Annotated in this window: 17 protein-coding genes; 3 read left to right on the top strand and 14 right to left on the bottom strand. The window is 39.1% G+C overall.

What is annotated here, in order from left to right; translation table 11 throughout:
- Positions 1-304: 304 nt before the first annotated feature.
- Both AC25Y1_RS05925 and larC read right to left on the bottom strand, forming a co-directional pair.
- Positions 305-1684, bottom strand: a complete 1380-nt coding sequence (locus tag AC25Y1_RS05925) for a hypothetical protein (protein ID WP_488147025.1) — start codon at positions 1682-1684, stop codon at positions 305-307.
- 70 nt (positions 1685-1754) lie between these two features.
- A complete protein-coding gene (larC, locus tag AC25Y1_RS05920) occupies positions 1755-2588 on the bottom strand; it encodes a nickel pincer cofactor biosynthesis protein LarC (protein ID WP_488147024.1) in 834 nt (277 codons plus the stop codon).
- A 173-nt stretch (positions 2589-2761) separates the two neighbouring features.
- On the opposite strand from larC, the gene AC25Y1_RS05915 reads away from it, so the two are divergent.
- Positions 2762-3934 (top strand): ROK family protein, encoded by a 1173-nt coding sequence (locus AC25Y1_RS05915; protein WP_488147023.1) that lies wholly within the window; start codon positions 2762-2764, stop codon positions 3932-3934.
- Between the two features lie 97 nt (positions 3935-4031).
- On the opposite strand, the gene gndA is transcribed toward AC25Y1_RS05915, so the two are convergent.
- The 5 genes from gndA to nagA form a co-directional block, all read right to left on the bottom strand.
- Entirely contained in the window at positions 4032-5441 is a 1410-nt protein-coding gene (gndA, locus tag AC25Y1_RS05910) for an NADP-dependent phosphogluconate dehydrogenase (RefSeq protein WP_488147022.1), read from the bottom strand.
- 56 nt (positions 5442-5497) lie between these two features.
- On the bottom strand, positions 5498-6895 hold the full coding sequence (uxaC, locus tag AC25Y1_RS05905; RefSeq protein ID WP_488147021.1) for a glucuronate isomerase: 1398 nt from the start codon (positions 6893-6895) through the stop codon (positions 5498-5500).
- Positions 6896-7150: 255 nt separating this feature from the next.
- Entirely contained in the window at positions 7151-8089 is a 939-nt protein-coding gene (locus AC25Y1_RS05900) for a DMT family transporter (protein ID WP_488147020.1), read from the bottom strand.
- A gap of 197 nt (positions 8090-8286) precedes the next feature.
- Positions 8287-9294 (bottom strand): Gfo/Idh/MocA family protein, encoded by a 1008-nt coding sequence (locus tag AC25Y1_RS05895; RefSeq protein ID WP_488147019.1) that lies wholly within the window; start codon positions 9292-9294, stop codon positions 8287-8289.
- A gap of 61 nt (positions 9295-9355) precedes the next feature.
- Positions 9356-10534 carry an N-acetylglucosamine-6-phosphate deacetylase gene (gene nagA / locus AC25Y1_RS05890; protein WP_488147018.1) on the bottom strand — a complete coding sequence of 393 codons (1179 nt, stop codon included), beginning with the start codon at positions 10532-10534 and terminating at the stop codon, positions 9356-9358.
- 255 nt (positions 10535-10789) lie between these two features.
- Between nagA and AC25Y1_RS05885 the strand changes: the two genes are divergently transcribed.
- Positions 10790-11731, top strand: coding sequence for a Gfo/Idh/MocA family protein (locus AC25Y1_RS05885; protein WP_488147017.1), 942 nt, complete (start codon positions 10790-10792; stop codon positions 11729-11731).
- 41 nt (positions 11732-11772) lie between these two features.
- Positions 11773-12291 (top strand): DUF6141 family protein, encoded by a 519-nt coding sequence (locus tag AC25Y1_RS05880; RefSeq protein ID WP_488147040.1) that lies wholly within the window; start codon positions 11773-11775, stop codon positions 12289-12291.
- 43 nt (positions 12292-12334) lie between these two features.
- Here the strand turns inward: AC25Y1_RS05880 and AC25Y1_RS05875 are convergent, their stop codons facing one another.
- The 7 genes from AC25Y1_RS05875 to AC25Y1_RS05845 form a co-directional block, all read right to left on the bottom strand.
- Entirely contained in the window at positions 12335-13375 is a 1041-nt protein-coding gene (locus tag AC25Y1_RS05875) for a Gfo/Idh/MocA family protein (protein ID WP_488147016.1), read from the bottom strand.
- A gap of 98 nt (positions 13376-13473) precedes the next feature.
- Positions 13474-14442: a sugar phosphate isomerase/epimerase family protein gene (locus AC25Y1_RS05870; protein WP_488147015.1), complete on the bottom strand. Its 969-nt coding sequence runs from the start codon at positions 14440-14442 to the stop codon at positions 13474-13476.
- Positions 14443-14463: 21 nt separating this feature from the next.
- Positions 14464-15489 (bottom strand): Gfo/Idh/MocA family protein, encoded by a 1026-nt coding sequence (locus AC25Y1_RS05865; protein WP_488147014.1) that lies wholly within the window; start codon positions 15487-15489, stop codon positions 14464-14466.
- A 14-nt stretch (positions 15490-15503) separates the two neighbouring features.
- The gene (locus tag AC25Y1_RS05860) at positions 15504-16226 is read right to left on the bottom strand and encodes a ThuA domain-containing protein (protein WP_488147013.1); all 723 of its coding nucleotides are present in this window, start codon (positions 16224-16226) and stop codon (positions 15504-15506) included.
- 398 nt (positions 16227-16624) lie between these two features.
- Positions 16625-17650 (bottom strand): LacI family DNA-binding transcriptional regulator, encoded by a 1026-nt coding sequence (locus tag AC25Y1_RS05855; RefSeq protein ID WP_488147012.1) that lies wholly within the window; start codon positions 17648-17650, stop codon positions 16625-16627.
- A gap of 21 nt (positions 17651-17671) precedes the next feature.
- Entirely contained in the window at positions 17672-18490 is an 819-nt protein-coding gene (locus tag AC25Y1_RS05850; protein ID WP_488147011.1) for a carbohydrate ABC transporter permease, read from the bottom strand.
- Positions 18490-19350 carry a carbohydrate ABC transporter permease gene (locus tag AC25Y1_RS05845; protein WP_488147010.1) on the bottom strand — a complete coding sequence of 287 codons (861 nt, stop codon included), beginning with the start codon at positions 19348-19350 and terminating at the stop codon, positions 18490-18492. Before AC25Y1_RS05845 ends, AC25Y1_RS05850 begins: the two co-directional genes overlap by 1 nt.
- Between the last annotated feature and the right edge of the window lie 45 nt (positions 19351-19395).

The following is a 19395-nucleotide window of genomic DNA, read 5'->3' as shown; positions in this document are numbered from 1 at the left end:
TGATAAGAAGTGATGAACAGAACCTTAAGTTGACGCGTATGAGGGTGGCGACTCCCGCGGAATTAGCGAAGTACGAAAGAGAAGTTCGCTCTTTCCTTAGCCGAGACCCCGCAGGAGCGTAGCGACGAGGAGGATCGGCGCTCGCCCGCAGGAAAGCGTCCGCCCGAAACGGAAATCAACGAATCATATAAAAACAGGGACTTGAATAATGGAGTTTTTTAGTATTCACGAAAATTCTTAAACAACTTTCCAGCAAACAAAAAAACATAGCGCCCTCAACAGGCACTATGTTCATAATTCATCTTCACAATAAAAAGTAAGCGACTAGCGTCCCGATACCTCCGAGAAGAAGGGAGTAGCCTAGGTTGTTGAGCGTAATGCGATACGGACTTTGATTTGTATTCATGGCAGTTAATGTAACGACAAGTCCGTATGTTCCCACCGTTAGCGTCGCTACCGAACTTGTAATGAGGACAATCGCTAAACTTAATGGGTTATACACTTCTAATAATAAGACGATTAGACTTCCTAAAATCCCGAACGTTCCGAGTGGATGAATGCCAAACATGCTCAATCCGATAAAGATTAATTGGATAACAAAAAAGACGATTAATGGATATTCTGATACGTATAAAATTGGCTGCTGAATGACCTCCAAAAAGGAAGCATTGCTAATACTATAAGAGAAGAATGAGAGTGAAATGAATAGGATGATAAAGTTTTGCATCATATTCGTTTTCATCTTCCAATTATTCCAGCCGATTGTCCAGAAACTGCGCGATCTTTTCATGATGAATGACCACACTAAAGTAAATGGAAAGATTAGTAGCGTAACCGTTAGGATAAAATCAATGTCAAATAATGTCCCTAATCCAATAACGAGCCCTAGAAACAGAACCAATGCACATGCAAGGTGGAACACTTTACCCGCTAATCCTTCAATATTAACTTTTACTGGTTCGTCACCAACATTTTCCGGACTATTATAAGCATACTTACGATAGCGAATGCGCCCCCACAATGCATCGATTGCAAATGCGATGACTGCAATCAAGAGTAACCATGGTAACACCGATACATAGGAGACACCTGTTAGAAAAATTGACATGGCCAATAATATTTCAAGTGGACTCCACAACAAAGCGATTGAATACCCACGAAGAGTAGACGAACTGATAAATGAGTCTCTCAATCTTTTATCCTCATTTGCTAAATTCGTTTTTAACACATCTTGTGAAATGGAGGCTGCCGATAAATTCAGGAATGACGTCAATGTAAGCGTCGTTATAGAACTCCGCATGTACAATTTTCCTAAATCGGAGACATTCACTTTCATCAACGTGTTTAGACTTCGGTCAAATCGTCCACTTCTCACAACACTATTCATCCAAGGTAGCATCGCAAGTAATGTAAGCAGCGCCATATTCGATGTGAGAATGCCTGGAATTTCCAATACTGACTTCCCTGTTGATGAATAAAGCAGTGCGCCAATTACTAGAAATGAAGCACTTAAAATTACAAATAGTTTCGAAGCGCCCAGAAAGGAAATCGCTAATAGTAAAATTGCAAAACATCCGATAATGTAATTTAGCGTCTCACTTTCTATAAATATATTTGCAATGTTAACAGCAAATACAGACGCATAAAGAATATATAGGTATTGAAATATTGAATGTTGCTTCATGACGACCAACTACCCCCATAGTCTAACAAGCAGCTCATCGACGCTACTGCTTGTTTTACAAAAGACCTAATTAATTTCCAATAATAACACGAACAACATTTGGATGTGTCGGGAATGTTTTTGTTCCAGCTCCATAACCAATCGATTTAACTGTCATAGCAGGCAATGGGCCGAATGATTCAGCTAAAACTGCAACAATCGCTGCACCAGTGGGTGTCGCAAGCTCCCCTTTTACATCTGTCGCAGCAATCGGAATCCCACGTAGAATTTCCAAAGTAGCTGGTGCCGGTACTGGGTAAATGCCATGGTCAATATGAATTTTTCCTGATCCTACAGGAATCGCTGAAGACTTTATGTGCTTGATTTCCAATTGATCCAATAAAATGGCCGTGCCAACGATATCGATAATTGAATCCACCGCACCAACTTCATGAAAATGGACATCCTCAAGCGCAACCCCATGAATCTTCCCTTCTGCAATCCCTATTTTCTCAAATATCGCCAATGAGATTTCTTCTACTCTTTCAGAAAAACTCGCCGATTTAATCAGCTGAACAATATGTTTGTACGAACGGTCATTATGCGCATGACTATGATCGTGGCTATGAGAATGTTCGTGATCATGACTTTGGGAATGCCCATGTTCGTGGCTATGATCATGACTGTGAGCATGTTCATGGCCGTGATTGTGACTATGTACTTCATCTGCCAATAAAACATCAAACTTTGTACTAGTAATTCCATTTTTTACGACTTTGGTAAAAGTGAGTTCATATTCATCCTCCATTTTGAGTTTTTTTAATTCGCTCAATAAATGGTCGGGGGATCCACCAGCATCGATTAAAGCGCCAATGACCATATCACCACTAATTCCAGAAAAACAATCAAAATATAAAGTACTCATCTAATAATTCCCTCCTAATATCGATACATTCTTCAGTAAATAATGAATAAAATTCAATGAAAGCCTTTTCATTCCACTGCATATACGATATATTGAAGATACCACATTTAATTTGTTTACTAAACAAAATAAAGCAAATAATTCAATATAGGGAATACAGGGGGCAGTAATGAATGATTATCACAGGTGACGGGGCTTACATAAAAAAGATAAATCGAAGCATAATCTTAAGTAAAATATTCGAACATGAAATGATTTCGAGAGCCGATTTATCAAAAATTACAGGATTAAATAAGGCGACGATTTCGGTACAGGTTGCTGATTTATTGGACGAAGATTTGATCATCGAAACAAAACTTGAACATAATGTCGTGGGTAGAAGACCGATTATGCTGTCGATTAACAAAAATGCAGGGTACGTCTTAGGGATTGACCTCGATTATAAAAATATTCAGTACATGGTTTCGGATTTAAGTGGCAAGCTCGTTCACTATCAATCCATTGACATCGAAACTGATGAATACGAAGTGATTGTCAGTCTACTAATAAAACAAATTAAAAAGTATAAAAAACAATTTTCCGATCGTCGATATGGCTTAGTAAGTGTGATGATTGGAATCCACGGTACTGTTAATAAAAAAGATGACAGCATCTTCTTTATCCCGACATATCAGTGGCACAACAAAACATTAAAAGAAGACTTAACAAAAGAACTTGATATAGAAATTAGCATTCAAAACAATGCCAACTTGTCAGCGTATGCCGAACGTGTGTATAAACATCATGATAGTAATCACTTGCTTTGTATCATGCTGTCATCAGGGATTGGCGTAGGCATTATGGTTGATGGCAAACTTCACAAAGGGTATAACGGCTATGCTGGTGAAATGGGCCATATGATTATTGCGCAAAACGGTAAACCTTGTCGTTGCGGCAATAGCGGTTGCTGGGAACAATATTCATCTGAAACGAGCTTATTCGCTCAACTTAAAGAGCAATTGAATGTACCCAAAGTGACCTATGCAGATATCGAAAAACTAATTACTGAAAACGACCCAACGACAATTGCGCTCATCGAACAATATATTTGCGATTTGTCGACTGGACTGAATAATATTATTAATATGTATAACCCAGAAACATTGGTGTTAACGAGCGAAGTATTGAAAATGTATCCAAATTCAATCGAGAAAATTAAAAGCAATTTTAAATCGACAGTGAGTAAATACGGCAGCCTAGAACTTTCAGATTTGGGCAATAAATCCTGTTCAATCGGTGCATGTGCATTAGCCATTCAACACTTCCTAGAAGTTCCTGAACTCCTGTTAACGCTAGATGATGAATAAATTTGAATCCCTTTCATAGGGGTTCTTTTTTTATAGGATAACAATGAAAACAAACGCCCATTTCATAATTGAATGGGCGTCTGTTTACTGTTAAAAATTAGAACCAATTAGTGTGGAATGAACCTTCTTTATCCTTACGCTCATACGTATGTGCACCGAAATAATCACGTTGTGCCTGGATTAAATTTGCAGACAAGTTCTCAGAACGATAGCTATCATAATAAGAAATCGCACTTGCGAATGAAGGAACTGGAATACCGTGTTTCACTGCAACTGATACCACTTCACGTAAAGCCGATTGGTATTCACCAACAATATTATTGAAGTATTCATCTAATAAGAGGTTTTCCAATTCAGGATTACGGTCATAAGCTTCTTTGATATTTTGTAGGAACTGTGCACGGATAATACAGCCTCCACGCCAGATCATTGCGATTTCTCCATATTGAAGATTCCAATCGCTCTCTTCAGATTGTGCACGCATTTGTGCAAAACCTTGTGCATAAGAACAAATCTTACTCATATAAAGTGCCTTACGGACTGCCTCCACAAGTTCTTCTTTATCTCCTGCGAAGTCAATTGGTGCTGGTGCTTTAAGTACTTTGCTCGCTTTAACTCGCTCGTCTTTCATTGATGAAATACAGCGTGCAAAAACAGCTTCAGTAATAACCGGTAGTGGAACACCTAAATCCAATGCGTTTTTACTTGTCCACATACCCGTACCTTTTTGTCCGGCTTTATCCAAAATGACATCGATTAATGGTTGGTTTGTATCCTCATCGATTTTCGTGAAAATCTCAGCTGTAATTTCGATTAAATAACTATCTAATTCGCCTTTATTCCACTCAGTAAATGTTTCATGAAGATCCTGAGCATCCATGCCAAGCACATGCTTCAAGATGAAATACGCTTCACCAATTAGTTGCATATCGCCGTATTCAATTCCGTTATGCACCATTTTCACATAGTGACCTGCGCCGTCTGGTCCGATATAGGCACTACATGATTCGCCGTCAACTCTCGCTGCAATTGCATCGAAGATTGGTTCGACAAGATCATAAGCCTCTCTTTGACCACCTGGCATAATTGAAGGACCAGTCAGTGCACCCTCTTCTCCACCGGAAACGCCTGTACCAATGAAGTGAATACCCGTTTTCTCCAACTCTTTATTGCGGCGGATTGTATCTTCAAACAAAGTGTTTCCGCCGTCGATGAGAATATCACCTTTTTCAAGAAATGGTTGCAATGATGCAATCGTCGCATCCGTTGGTTTTCCGGATTGAACCATTAGCAAAATTTTACGTGGCACTTCTAAAGAATTTACAAATTCTTCGATTGATGTTGCGCCAAAAACATTTTTACCTTTTGCTTCATCTTCTAAAAACGCTTCTGTTCTAGCAGTTGTACGGTTAAATACCGATACAGAATAGCCTCTGCTTTCAATATTTAGCGCTAAGTTTTTTCCCATTACCGCTAAACCGATAACGCCGATTTGTTGTTTAGACATCTATTCGTCTTCCTTCCTATATCTCATAAGTTTTTTTCACTTGGATACAGTATAACTTATAGTCCGAAATAACGCTTTGAATTCTCATAACAAATGTCATTGACATACTGCTCGAGAAGAGCCATATCTTTCGGGACCTTTTGTTCTTCAACCCAAGTTCCTAGAAGGTTACAGAGAATTCTTCTGAAATACTCATGCCTTGGGAATGACAGGAAACTTCTTGAGTCAGTCAACATCCCCACAAAATTACTAATTAGGCCAGTATTCGCCAGCATCTTCATCTGCTCTTCCATACCATCAATTGTATCATTAAACCACCATGCAGTACCAAACTGAACTTTCCCAGCAATTTCAGAACTTTGGTAGTTCCCAGCCATTGACGCCAGTACATTATTATTATTTGAATTTAAGCTATATAAAATCGTTTTTGGTAATTTATCATTTTTATCCAGTGCATCCAAGAAGTTCGATACTTTATTGGCAATTAAAAGATCACCGATTGAATCGAAACCAGTATCAGGGCCAAGAACATTAAACATTCTCGTATTATTATTACGAAGCGCACTTAGATGTAATTGCATCGCCCAGCCTTTTTCATCATACAATTCACCTAATGTGATCAGTGTAAATGTTTTATACTGCTCTATTTCTTTTGCTGTTAAAGCTTCACCGTTTAAGCGCTTTTGGAAAACAGCCGCGGCTTCTTCTTTCGTCGATTCCTCAAAGAACATAACGTCAATTCCATGGTCTGACGCACGGCATCCATGTTCGTCAAAATAATCAACACGGCTTGCTAATGCATCAAGGAATTGGTCATAGGTCTCAATAGAAGTATTCGTAACTTCACCCAGTTTACCCAGCCAACCAATAAATTCTTCGCGCTCAAGATTAAGCCCTTTATCTGGTCGGAATGAAGGGGATACAGTGATTTCAAAGCCCTCTTCTTTTAAGGCTTTGTGGCTCACTAAATCATCTGTAGGATCATCTGTTGTTCCCAAAAATTGAACTTTATCTTTTTTCAGTAATGATCTAACAGACATTTCTTTTGTAGCTAGTTTCTTGTTTGCTTCTTCCCAAATAGCTGGTGCAGATTGTTCATTAAGCAATTCATCTATGTCAAAATAGTGTTTCAGTTCTAAATGCGTCCAGTGATATAAAGGATTGCCAAATGTTTTTGGAACCGTTTTCGACCACTCTAGAAACTTTTCATAGTCGCTTTTATTGCCCGTGATGAAAGACTCGTTGACACCATTCGCACGCATCGCACGCCATTTATAATGGTCCCCGCCTAACCAGATATCGGATAGATTTTTGAAGTTTTTATCCTCCAAAATTTCTTTTTGGTTTAAATGGTTGTGATAATCGATAATCGGTAAATCTTTTGCAGTGCCATGAAATAACTCTTTCGCCGTTTCATTGTACAATAAGAAATCATCCGTAATAAAAGTTTTCATAATTACCAACCTTTCAATTTTTAGTTATGTAAATCTATCGAAAACAACGTCATCGAGTTAGTTTGTTTATCAAACAAACAGACTAACTCTCTATTGTCTATCTTAAATGTAAACGCTTTACTTTTCAAGTGCATTTGACGAGAGAGTTTAGATTTCTGCAAAATTCACATAATATTATAAGAGACTTATGTTTGAAACGATAATCGATATTTCCTTTTTTAGATAGAAAAAAAAGCCCTCACGAAATGTGAGAACTCAATCATTTTCATCTTTAACCGCTAATTTAGGTTTATAATTAATGGCTATAAATCCTATAGAGACAAACACTAATGCTGCAACGACTAGTAACGTTAATTTCTCTCCAGGAATAAACATCGCAGAGAGGATTGCTCCTGAAACAGGCGTTACAAATCGATAAATACTGATTTCTCCAGCTTTATTATATTTTAAAATAGAGTACCACAACCCAAATGCAACAGCTGAAAGTAGTGCAGAATAGATGAAAAGCCACCAACCGAGCGGGGTAAATGTCATTGCATTCTCTTGCAATTGAGGCAGTCCAATTGCTAATAAAAGAACAGAACCGATCGTCAATTGCCAGCCTGTTAAAGCAAATGGATGAATCCCTACAGCCATTTCTTTAGCCATGATTGTTCCAACAGCCCCAGTTAAAGCGGCCAGGATCATATAGCCTTCCCCTGTCATTTGAAAACTGATTTGTAATCCTTGGCCCCAATTGACAACGACAATGCCTGCAAATCCAGCCAGTAAACCAATTGTTTTTTGCCAATTCATTTTATCATTCACATAAAAATAATGTGCTAACATCACCGTGAAAAAAGTTCCACTAGACGCAAGAATCGCACCTTGCATCCCCGTCGTTTTCGCGAGTCCATTATAAAAGAAATAATATTGCAAAGCTGTTTGTGTAATTCCAAAGATAATAAGGACGGGTATTCTATTTCTCGAGACAATTAAAGCTCTTCGATTGAACAGTAACATGCCAACTAAGAGGATTAGCCCCGCCAATAAAAATCGCATGCCTGCAAATACCACTTTGGCAATCGTATCTTCTGGAACCATTTGCAATTCTTCATAACTCACCTTTAACACGGGAAATGCGCTCCCCCATAAGATGGAACAAAAAATGGCAATACTGATAACAGACCATTTTTTCGTTAAATACTTTTTCATGCTAAACATCTCCTGAGTAGTTCATTGCACGCTTAATACTACCACCATTCCCTTTCTCATAGCAAAGAGACCGTTTTATAAGGTGAAATCAAATAAAAAAACCCACGAATAAATCGAGGGCATTGAAAAAGAAAAGTCTATATAGGCTTTGCACTTTTTTAATACTCTTACCAATTCAAATGAGCTTTTTCTCAGAACTAGTATACTTTCTCTTGTTGTCCTGTCTGAATGGACTTCATACAAGCATCTATAACACGCATATTATGGTAAGTGTTTACAAAGTCATGAGCTACGATGTGCTTTCCTTCTAAAATCGCTGATGATAAATGTTCAATTTGGCCTTTGTACTGATCACTCGTGATCGTTTCGCTACGGGGTGCACCATTTGTTTCAATCACCACTAAGCCTTCACCGTCGTGATTATCTGGTCGGAATGCACGTGGAACAGTAATACTACCCTTCGTACCAAATACTCTATATTCATTTCGCATCGCTAAATTGAAGCTACAATCGAACGTCCCGCGTACACCATTTGGGAATGTTAAATAACCGACCGCATCTGTATCAATTTGGGATTCAACATCCGTCACCGCGTGAACTTGGACAGTTTCCGGCTCAGCTCCTAGGATATTTCGGAGTGCATGAATGGCATAACAACCGACGTCGTAAATACTGCCGCCCCCTGTATCCTTGCTCATTTTTATGGATGTTTTTCTACGTTCTTCATCCAAGTAAAACGAAAAGCCTGCTTGCATATAAGTTACATCGCCTATTTCACCCGAATCGATTATCTCTTTAACACGCTCATGCTGCGGATGAAAATAATACATAAAAGCTTCCATGAAAAGAACACCATTTTCTTTACACGCCGCTTCCATTTCTTCAACTTCAGCTGCACTAATTGCAGCTGGTTTTTCACATAAAATATGTTTTCCTTTTCTCGCTGCTTCAATTACCCATTTTTTATGTAAATGATTTGGAAGTGGAATATAAACAGCTTCAACATCCGGATCATCCAATAACTTTTCATAGCTATCATAGGTCTTTTCAATTGAAAAACGTGTGGCCACTTCTTTCGCCTTCTCAATATCGCTTCCAGTTGCAATTGCGGTTACCAAAGCATTTTCAGCTCTCAAAAATGCTGGAATTTGTTCCTTCTGTGCAATACCTGCGGTGCTCAAAATACCCCATCGAACTTTTCTCATCCAATTCCCTCCGATTTAAAACATCTACTTAATTATATCAGATGCATTTGTGTATCGGTTATCAATCACGTTGGTAGGCAACTATCCCTCTACAAATTGTTAAACCAATTTGTCCATCAGCATCGAGAATAACTAAATCTGCATCTTTCCCACCTTCAATAGACCCTTTTCGATCAAAAATGTTTAAGCGTTTTGCCTGATTCACAGAAGTCACTTGCATTTGCTCATGAATTGATAAGCCGAGCCATTCTACTAAGTTTAATCGCGCAGCATTCATCGTCACAACACTGCCTGCCAGTGAACCATTCGCTAGTAAGCATTTACCATCAAGAACAGTAACTTCCTGTCCACCTAAATCATAACTACCATCTGATAATCCCTTAGCACGCATGCCATCTGTAATGACTAATACTTTTTCGAGCCCTTTCGTTTTGACAATCAATTTCAGCAAATCTGGATGAAAGTGAATGCCATCCGGGATTACCTCTACATATACATCATCTTCTATAAGAACCGCACCGACAACGCCTGGCTCACGATGATGAAGCCCTCTCATTCCATTAAATAGATGCGTTGCATGAGAAACTCCGTTATGTATCGCACTGACAGATTCTTCATAAGTCGCATTTGTATGGCCCATAGAAGGAATCACTTTCATCTTTTTCAGCTCATTCAATAGGTCGAAATCCAAATCTAGTTCAGGTGCGAACGTAATAATTTTGATAGAATTTCCCGACAAAGCTTGCCATTTTTTAAAGAGCTCTACGTTTGGAAGAATAATGTCTTCCTCAGGTTGCGCACCTTTTTGTTCTAGATTAATAAAAGGACCTTCTAAATGAATACCGACTAATTCCGCCGTTCCGGGTTGATTTTCTTTAATCAGGTAATCCTTTATATTTTTGATTGCATCACTTGTATAATCGATTGGATTTGTCATTGTAGTGGCTAGAAACGATGTTACGCCCTCTTTCGCAAGCGCAATAGCAATTCCTTCAACCGCTTCCGTATGTCCATCCATAAAATCATAGCCTGCCGCCCCGTGAACATGAATATCAATCATGCCTGGAATAACATATTGTTTATCTGCACAATCGTAAATTTTAACCTGTTCACCAATTGATGGACAATCACTCATCTCGCCAACTGATTCAATTTCACCATCTACTATATGTATATAACCCCTAGACAAAATGCTGTCTTCCAAAACAATTCTTGCGTTCGTTAAATATAATTCTTTCAAAGTTAAACTCCCTTCCCTGCAATCAATTTATGCTATCAATCTGTTCTACGTGGATTTGACTAGATATCGTATCGATTTCCTTCTTATTAATATAACCTGTTTTTTCTTCTAATGCATTTAGCATCCATTATCTATTTGAAACTTTAATAACACTTGGTCGTACAGTAAAGTATTGAGCAGTCACTGAAAATATTACCCAAACTCTTTTTCTTATGACATACTATTCATTAGAAGTTAATCGTTGGAGGTTATACTATGAATTTCGGGATTATCGGAACAAATTGGATTACGGATCGATTTATCAAGGCTGCGAGTGTGCATCCATCATTTCGTATTGGCGCGGTTTATTCGCGAACTGAGGAGACGGGGAAAGCTTTTGCGGAGAAGTATCAGGTTGAAAACGTCTACACAGATTTAGACGAAATGTTCAAGAGCGGTGATATTGAAGCAGTTTATATTGCCTCACCCAATGTATTTCATGCAAAGCAGAGTATTTTAGCGATGGAGAATGGCATTCATGTGCTTTGTGAAAAGCCCGCTGTGACAACAGTTGAGGAAATGGATCTTGTGACTCAAACTTCTCGTGAGCGTGGCGTACTGTTTATGGAAGCTATGAAGTCGACTGTGACACCCTCTTTCCTAAACTTGAAGAAGCATTTGGACAAAATTGGACCAATTAGACGATTTGTTTTTCACTACAATCAATATTCTTCTAGGTATGACCGTTATAAAGATGGGATTATTGAGAATGCGTTTAAACCCGAATTAGGAAATGGTGCGAAGACTGACTTAGGTGTATATGCGGTTGCACCGATTGTTCACTTGGCCGGGGAGCCCCTTTCAGTTTTGAAAAATAATTATTTATTGTCTACCGGTGCAGAAGGTCAAGGAAGTATGATTTTGAATTATGATAGATTTGAAGCGGTTGTCATGTATTCGAAGATTACTGATTCATTTTTACCGAGTGAAATTCAAGGTGAAAATGGGGTAATCGAGATTGATCACATTAGTGGACCTCAGCAAGTGATGATTAAATATAGAGATGGAAAAACGGAGGATATCTCTATAAAACATGAGTTTGATACGATGTATTACGAAGTCGAAGAGTTTATCAGTAGTGTGGAAAATAGACAAATCGAATCGTCGATAAATACACATGAAATCTCGCGGAAGGTTGCAATGATTCTTAGCCTATAAGTGCCAGTTTTACTCGGGGATATTACTGTGGGGTGATCAAAATAGAAAATAAAAGTATAGTTAAATACCGAGAAGTTCAAAGACCTCGGTCAATTTTTTGGTGGTTGTTGGTTTTGGCGATTGCTATTTTGATGTGGTATGGCTTTATTCAACAAATTATTTTCGGGATTCCTTTCGGGAATCAGCCTGCGCCAGATGTGATGATGATTATAATATGGGTTGTTTTCGGGATTATTTTCCCTGTAGTCATGCTCGGCATGGTTAAATTGATCATCGAAGTTCGTGATGATGGTCTTTATATTCGATTTACGCCATTTCATATCAAGTATAGAAAGTTCTTATTTAAGGATATTACACACTTTGAGGTAATTACTTATAATTCATTTACTCGTTTTGGTGGTTGGGGCATTCGTTTAAATCTCAATGGAGAAACAGCTTATAATGTGAATGGTAAACAAGGTTTGGAAATCAAACTAAGCTATCAAACCGTGGTCATTGGCACTCAACAACCTGAAGAACTAGAGAAGGCATTGGATGCAGTAAATAAAATAGAAACATGAGTAAACTTGGCCTATACTGTCATTCAGTATTTGGCCAAGTTTTTTATAATTGTATCGCTTTACCTTGTTCTGCAGATTCATAAATCGCATTAACGATTTTTTGGATGATCAGTCCTTGTTGTGGTGTACTTAATGGTTGGACACCTCTGAGACAGCAGTCTACAAATTGTTGAATCTCACGTTCGTGCCCAGCAACTTGTGGCAGATAGACTGGTGTGATGTCTACCAATGAATGATGTTTTTCTTGGAATATTTTAAGCGGGAAAATATCCGCACCGCCTTTTTCTCCCATCAACGCCACTTGCATCGTTTCATCTTTCTCAACATTCGCAGCGAAAGAAGCTTCCAATGTCAATGTTGCACCATTTTTGAATGTCACCATGCCAATAGCCATGTCCTCGACTGTGTAATTTTCATAATCCCATTCCCCGAACAAACCGACACCTTTTTTATTGCCAATTCGTTGATGCGTTTGTCCAAGGACATTATCGGGCTCTGGATATCCCATTAAATATAAAGCGGTGTCTAGCATATGCACGCCGATATCGATTAACGGACCGCCGCCCTGCAATTCCTTATTCGTAAAAACACCCCAACCAGGAATCCCTCTTCGACGTATCGCATGAACGCGGGCAGAATAGATTTCCCCCATTTCACCAGCATCGATAAATCTTTTTGCAATTTCAACTTCTGGTCGATAGCGATAATGGAAGCCAAACGTTAAGAATTTCCCTGTTTTTCTAGCCGTCTCTGCCATTAAAGCAGCTTCTTCAACTGACATCGCCGGCGGTTTTTCACATAATACATGGCAACCTGCGTCAAGTGCTGCAATCGTTGCTTCCGCATGAAACTTATTCGGTACACAGACACTCACTGCATCTAGTTTAACATTGGCAAGCATTTCTTCGTATGAACTAAAAGCATGTGGAACTGAAAACTTCTTTGCCATTTCCCTGGCACGTTCAATGACCACATCCGCGATTGCAACAACTTGTACCTTACTTCCACAAGACAAGTAGTTCGGAATATGGACGTCACCCGCGATGGCTCCTGCGCCAATAATGCCCACTCTTAATACCTTCATAAAACAACTTTCCTTCCTTTTATGTAAAATTAATGATAACGAAGTAAAAAAAGTTGTGATATATGCAAAATTTTCATATACCACAACTACTTATTCTTTTACACCCACCACATATCCGCAGGTTGTTCTTTAATCAACACAGATTTCAAATTCGTCACGGCATGTGAAAATCCTTCATCAACGGACATTAATGGATCTTCATGCTCAATGCTGACGACATAATCATAGCCATATGTACGTAGTGCACTCATCATATCAGACCACTCTTGAATGCTATGCCCACAGCCGACTGATCTAAATGTCCATGCACGAGATTGCACCTCTCCGTATGGTTGCATATCCGTTAACCCGTGCATATTCACGTTTTCCTGGTCGATATACGTATCTTTCGCATGGAAATGGTGAATGGCATTTTCTTTTCCTAAAATCTTAATTGCCGCGACTGGATCAATGCCTTGCCACCAAAGATGACTCGGATCCAAATTCGCTCCGATTGCAGGTGACGTTGCTTCTCTTAATTTCAACATCGTGTAGGGGGTGTGAACAGAAAATCCGCCGTGAAGTTCGATGCCGATTTTCACACCGTGATCTTCCGCAAATTTCCCTTGTTCTTTCCAATACGGAATTAGTTTCTTTTCCCATTGCCAATTGTAAATACCGGTGTACTCCGTCGGCCACGGAGAAATTGGCCAATTCGGTTGCTTGGAGTCTTCGTTTGATCCTGGAGTTCCTGAAAAAGTATTCACTACGGGAACGTTTAGCAATTGTGCGAGTTTCACCGTTTTCACGAATATCTCATGAGCATTCTGGGCAACTTGTTGATTCGGCGAAACGGGATTACCGTGACAGCTGAACGCACTTATGGTTAATCCTCGAGAATGAACTTTATCCAAATAGTCTTTCCGCTTGTCTTCGCTAGCGAGTAGCTCATCGACGTTACAGTGCGCGTCTCCTGGATAACCGCCTGTACCAATTTCAATCGCATCTAATCCAGCAGCTTGTACATGATCTAGCATTTCTTCAAATGATTTCTGTGAGAATAAAACTGCAAATACACCGAGTTTCATAGATAAAACCTCCTTGGACTTTTATAGGTTAGCAAATTGTTTTGTTTTCATTGACTCCAACGCGCCTAAAATCACTTCTAATGATTTCTTGCCTTCTTCACCGTTAATAAGCGGTTCAGTATCTTGAATGATTGCATCTATAAAATGATTGATGGTGTTTGTTGTTGTTTGACCACCTTCAGCGTTTGACTGAATCCCGCCTAATGCATAATTAACGACTTCCCCGGTTTTATATTGAACGATTAATGAATAATTAGGGTCATCTTCAAGACGCAAAATTGCTTTCTCACCATAAATAATTGTGGAGTTATCCTCTTTTGCTGAATAAGCCCAACTCGCTGCAAGCGTCCCGATAATCCCACTTTCAGTTTTTAATATACAAACTGCATTATCATCTACATCACTATTTTCTTTTGCGCTCGTTTCAATAAAACCAGCGACTTGAACAAACTCTTCCCCTAATAAGTAACGAAGTAGGTCTGCTTTATGGACGCCAAGATCCCCCATCGCGCCGATAAATGCCTGATCCTTTTTAAAGAACCAGCTATCTTCACCTTCAACGCTCCATTGCTCAGGTCCCCCGTGTCCAAATGCAGTTCGGAAACTATAAATATTTCCGATTTCACCACTTGCAATTAACTCTTTCGCCTTAACATGGGAGGGTACGAAACGTTGGTTGTGCCCAATCATTAGCTTTTTATTTGCCTTAGTCGCGGCTTGAATCATGTCTTCTGCTTCTTCTTTAGAGGTCGCCATCGGTTTTTCACATAATACGTGACAGCCTGCGTTTAATGCAGCAATGGAAACAGGTGCGTGTAAATAATTTGGTAAACAAACGCTAACCGCGTCAACTTCCTCATTTTTAAGTAATTCCTTATAATTTGTATAAGATTTGGCTTGATACTTGCTTGCCATTTCCAAGGCTCTTTCTTCGACAATATCACAAACCGCTACGATTTCGACCGCATTGTGATTTTTATACTCTGATAAATGTCTATATTTCGCGATACTCCCGCATCCAATAACCGCTACTTTTAACTTTTGCATGTTTTCACTCCTGATCAGTTATTATTTGCCAACTTTTCTAATGGCTTCGCATTTCCATAAACGGGTGTTGGTGTATTCGTATTTCCCGCCCATTTAACCGCATTGCGAATTACTTTTTGTACATCTTTATGATGATAAGTTGGATAGGTTTCATGGCCAGGACGGAAATAAAAAATCTTTCCATTCCCACGTTTAAACGTTGCGCCGCTTCGGAAGACTTCTCCACCTTCAAACCAGCTGACAAAAACCAATTCATCTGGTGCAGGGATATCGAAGTGTTCCCCGTACATTTCTTCTTTTTCAAGTTCAATATATTCCCCGATGCCTTCTGTAATCGGATGGCTTGGATCGACTACCCATAAACGTTCTTTTTCATCAGCTTCACGCCATTTCAAATCGCAAGTCGTGCCCATTAGCGATTTAAATATTTTTGAGAAATGAGCTGAATGTAAAACAATCAAGCCCATACCTTCTAACACGCGCTTTTTCACGCGTTCAACAACTTCATCTTTCACTTCATCATGCGCAAGATGTCCCCACCAAACGAGGACGTCCGCATTATTCAATACTTCTTCAGATAAGCCATGTTCGGGGTCATCGAGCGTCGCCGTTGTTACGGTATGCGCATCTTCTTTTAAAAGGTTTGCAAGCGCACCGTGGATCCCCTCAGGATAAATGTCTGCAACAACAGGATTTTTCTGCTCATGACGATTTTCATTCCATACGACAATATTCATAGTATCGCTCCTTTATATAGATGTTGCATTGATTCAAGCAAGCGCTTGCATCATGTGAAACTTCAATCCGTAGGGGGCCTCATCCCCAAGGAAGAATGCACNTGATTCAAGCAAGCGCTTGCATCATGTGAAACTTCAATCCGTAGGGGGCCTCATCCCCAAGGAAGAATGCACTTCAATTCTTCTCCAAGGAAGAATGCACTTCAATTCTTCTCCAAGGAAGAATGCACTTCAATTCTTCTCCAAGGAAGAATGCACTTCAATTCTTCTTCACGGATTGTTAGTTGAACCAATCGGGCATTAAGGAGGAATGTTCTAGATTCCTCCGTTCTTTCGTGCCGTTGATGGGTTTTACGGCACGTTAATGCGGGATAGATACTTAAAAGTCTAGGGGGAACCTAAACTTTCAATGGTGAACAGGACTTTCTTTCATGAATAACGGTTGGAATAATGACGCTTTTTTTAAACATATTCGGATCGTTAATTGACTCTATTAAACAGTTTGCCGCTTCATATCCTAATTGAAATATTTGAATATCAACAGATGTTAATGGTGGATTCGACACTTCTGATATCATTGAATTATTAAAGCTAATGATACTTACGTCTTCAGGTACTTTAATATTTCGTTCCCCTAAAGCGGTCAACGCAATTAAGGCATTTAAATCATTCGGTATGATGAGCGCCGTTGGTGGTTCAGGTAAGTCCATTAATTCCGCAACAACTTGCTTCCCGTGATCAGGGTCTAATTGCGTATCTTTAATATAATCATTCGATACATGTAGCCCTTTATCTCTCATCGCTTGTTGGAATCCATTCAATCTGGCTTCCCCAACCTCAAACGCGATATCTGCCCCGATAAACGCAATCTTCTCATGTCCTAAACCGAGTAAATACTTTGTTGCTTCTTTAGCGGCTTGAACGTTATCGTTATCAACGAACATAATCTGACTCGATTCGATTAAAGGCCTTCCTATAACAACAAAAGGAATGCCAGATTCGATTAAATACGGAACAACTTTATCATCTTTTTTCGAGTATAAAACAAGGACGCCGTCGACTCTTTTTCCGCCGACCATTTTGACCGTATCTTTAAAGACTTCTTCCTCGGATTCTCCCGTGGTAAGGCTGATGCTGAAATCATACTTATTACATAATGCACTAATCCCACGAATGACTTCAGGAAAGAATGTATTATGCATCGATTCCTTTGTCGAGTTCTTCATAACAATTCCGATAGTCTTTGTTGATTTTTGGGCGAGAATACGTGCATTATAATTCAACTGATAACCCATTTCATCCATAATCTTATGAACTTTTCGTTTCGTTTTCTCGCTAATTAGGGGACTATCCGAGATAACACGTGAAACAGTTGACGGAGCAACATTCGCCCGTGCTGCGACATCCTTGATGGTAACCGACATAGGTTTTCACTCCAACTCAATTTATTTAACGGCTCCCTCGGATACTCCTTCGATAATTTGCTTCTGTGCAAAAAAGTAGCCAATAATAACTGGAATAATTGCAATCGTTAAGCCAGCTAATGCTAAATGCCATTGTTTTGTGTATTGTCCAAAGAACAAGAACATTTTAATCGGGATCGTTGCATTTTCATCTGCCAGGATAAGGGATGGTAATAAGTAATCATTCCATATCCAAATAACATTTAATATTCCAACTGTAACAGAAATCGGTTTCAATAATGGGAAAATGATGTGCCAAAACACTTGAAATTTATTGGCACCGTCAATAATCGCCGCTTCATCCAATGAATTCGATATTCCTGTCATCGCTCCGTGATATAAAAAGATCGATAGACTCGAACCAAATCCTAAATACATAAAGATAAGCCCTACACGATTTAACATATCAGCCTTATTAAATAACGAAACAAGTGGAATCATGACCGACTGAAACGGAACTAGCATCGCCGCGACAAAAAGTAATAGTATGAGTGCGCTCAGTTTACTTTTGTTGCGAGCTAATGCATAGCCTGCCATTGAGGAGTATAGAATAATGATTCCTACCCCTACAACTGTGATAAGAACGGAGTTAAACAGAGAATTAATAAAGTCCAAGTCCTTAAAAGCTTGAACAAAGTTATTCGTTTCAAGTCCATCTGGAAGTCCAAGTACGCCTGAGAAGATTTCCTTTTTCGTTTTAAATGCATTCACAATCATCAAGTAAAAAGGAGAAATCCATAATAACGCGAGCAAGAGACCGATGATTTCAATAATGATTAGATTACGTTTCTTCCCGCTCATTACATATCAACCTCCTTTTTCTTATTGTAATAAACTTGCGTAATCGCAACAGCTGCTACAATGAGGAAGAAAATGACGGCTTTTGATTGAGCGAAAGCCATTTTATTTTCAGTAAAGGCAGTTTTTACAATATTCATCGCAACCATCTGCGTTGAGTTGAACGGACCACCGTTTGTTAAGGATAAGTTTTGATCATAGATTTGAAATGAATTGGATAAGGTTAGGAACATACTAACCGTAAATGCAGGTGCAACTAAAGGGAATGTAATATTACGAAAACGTTGCCAACTAGATGCCCCGTCGATTTCCGCTGCCTCTAGCAAGTCTTTCGGTATATTTTCTAAGTAAGCGATATAAATAATCATTATGTAACCGGCCATTTGCCAAGATGTTAAGATGACAAGTCCCCAAAAGCCAGTTGCAGTTGTTGACAACCATCCAGTTAACGCTTCTATTCCGAGTAAATCTCCTAAGTTACCAAAGACGCTAATGAATATAAACTGCCAAATAAATCCTAAAATAAGTCCACCAATTAAGTTTGGCATAAAGAAAACAGTTCTCATTAAATTATTTGTTTTTAGATTACGGGTGACAAGCAATGCAAGTCCCAACCCCAAGAAGTTCAGGAGAATGACCGAGCAAATTGCAAATTTTGTCGTAAACCATACGGATGCTCTGAATTCGGCATCTTTAAATAAGGTGATGTAATTCTGAAAACCAAGAAATTCAGTCGCCACCATGCCATTCCAATTCGTAAAAGAGTAAATAAACCCGTAAACAAATGGAACTAGGATAACAAGACTTAAACTTAAAATGACTGGGGTTAGAAACAACCAAAATGAAAAATCACGATTTCGCATGCTGAGCACCTCCGTTGTAAATAATTACAGCTAACAAAAATCTTT

This window comes from Sporosarcina sp. Y1009, from assembly GCF_057669865.1.
The sequence above is the reverse complement of the archived record's forward strand: the minus strand, read 5'-3'. Positions and strand labels throughout refer to the sequence as shown.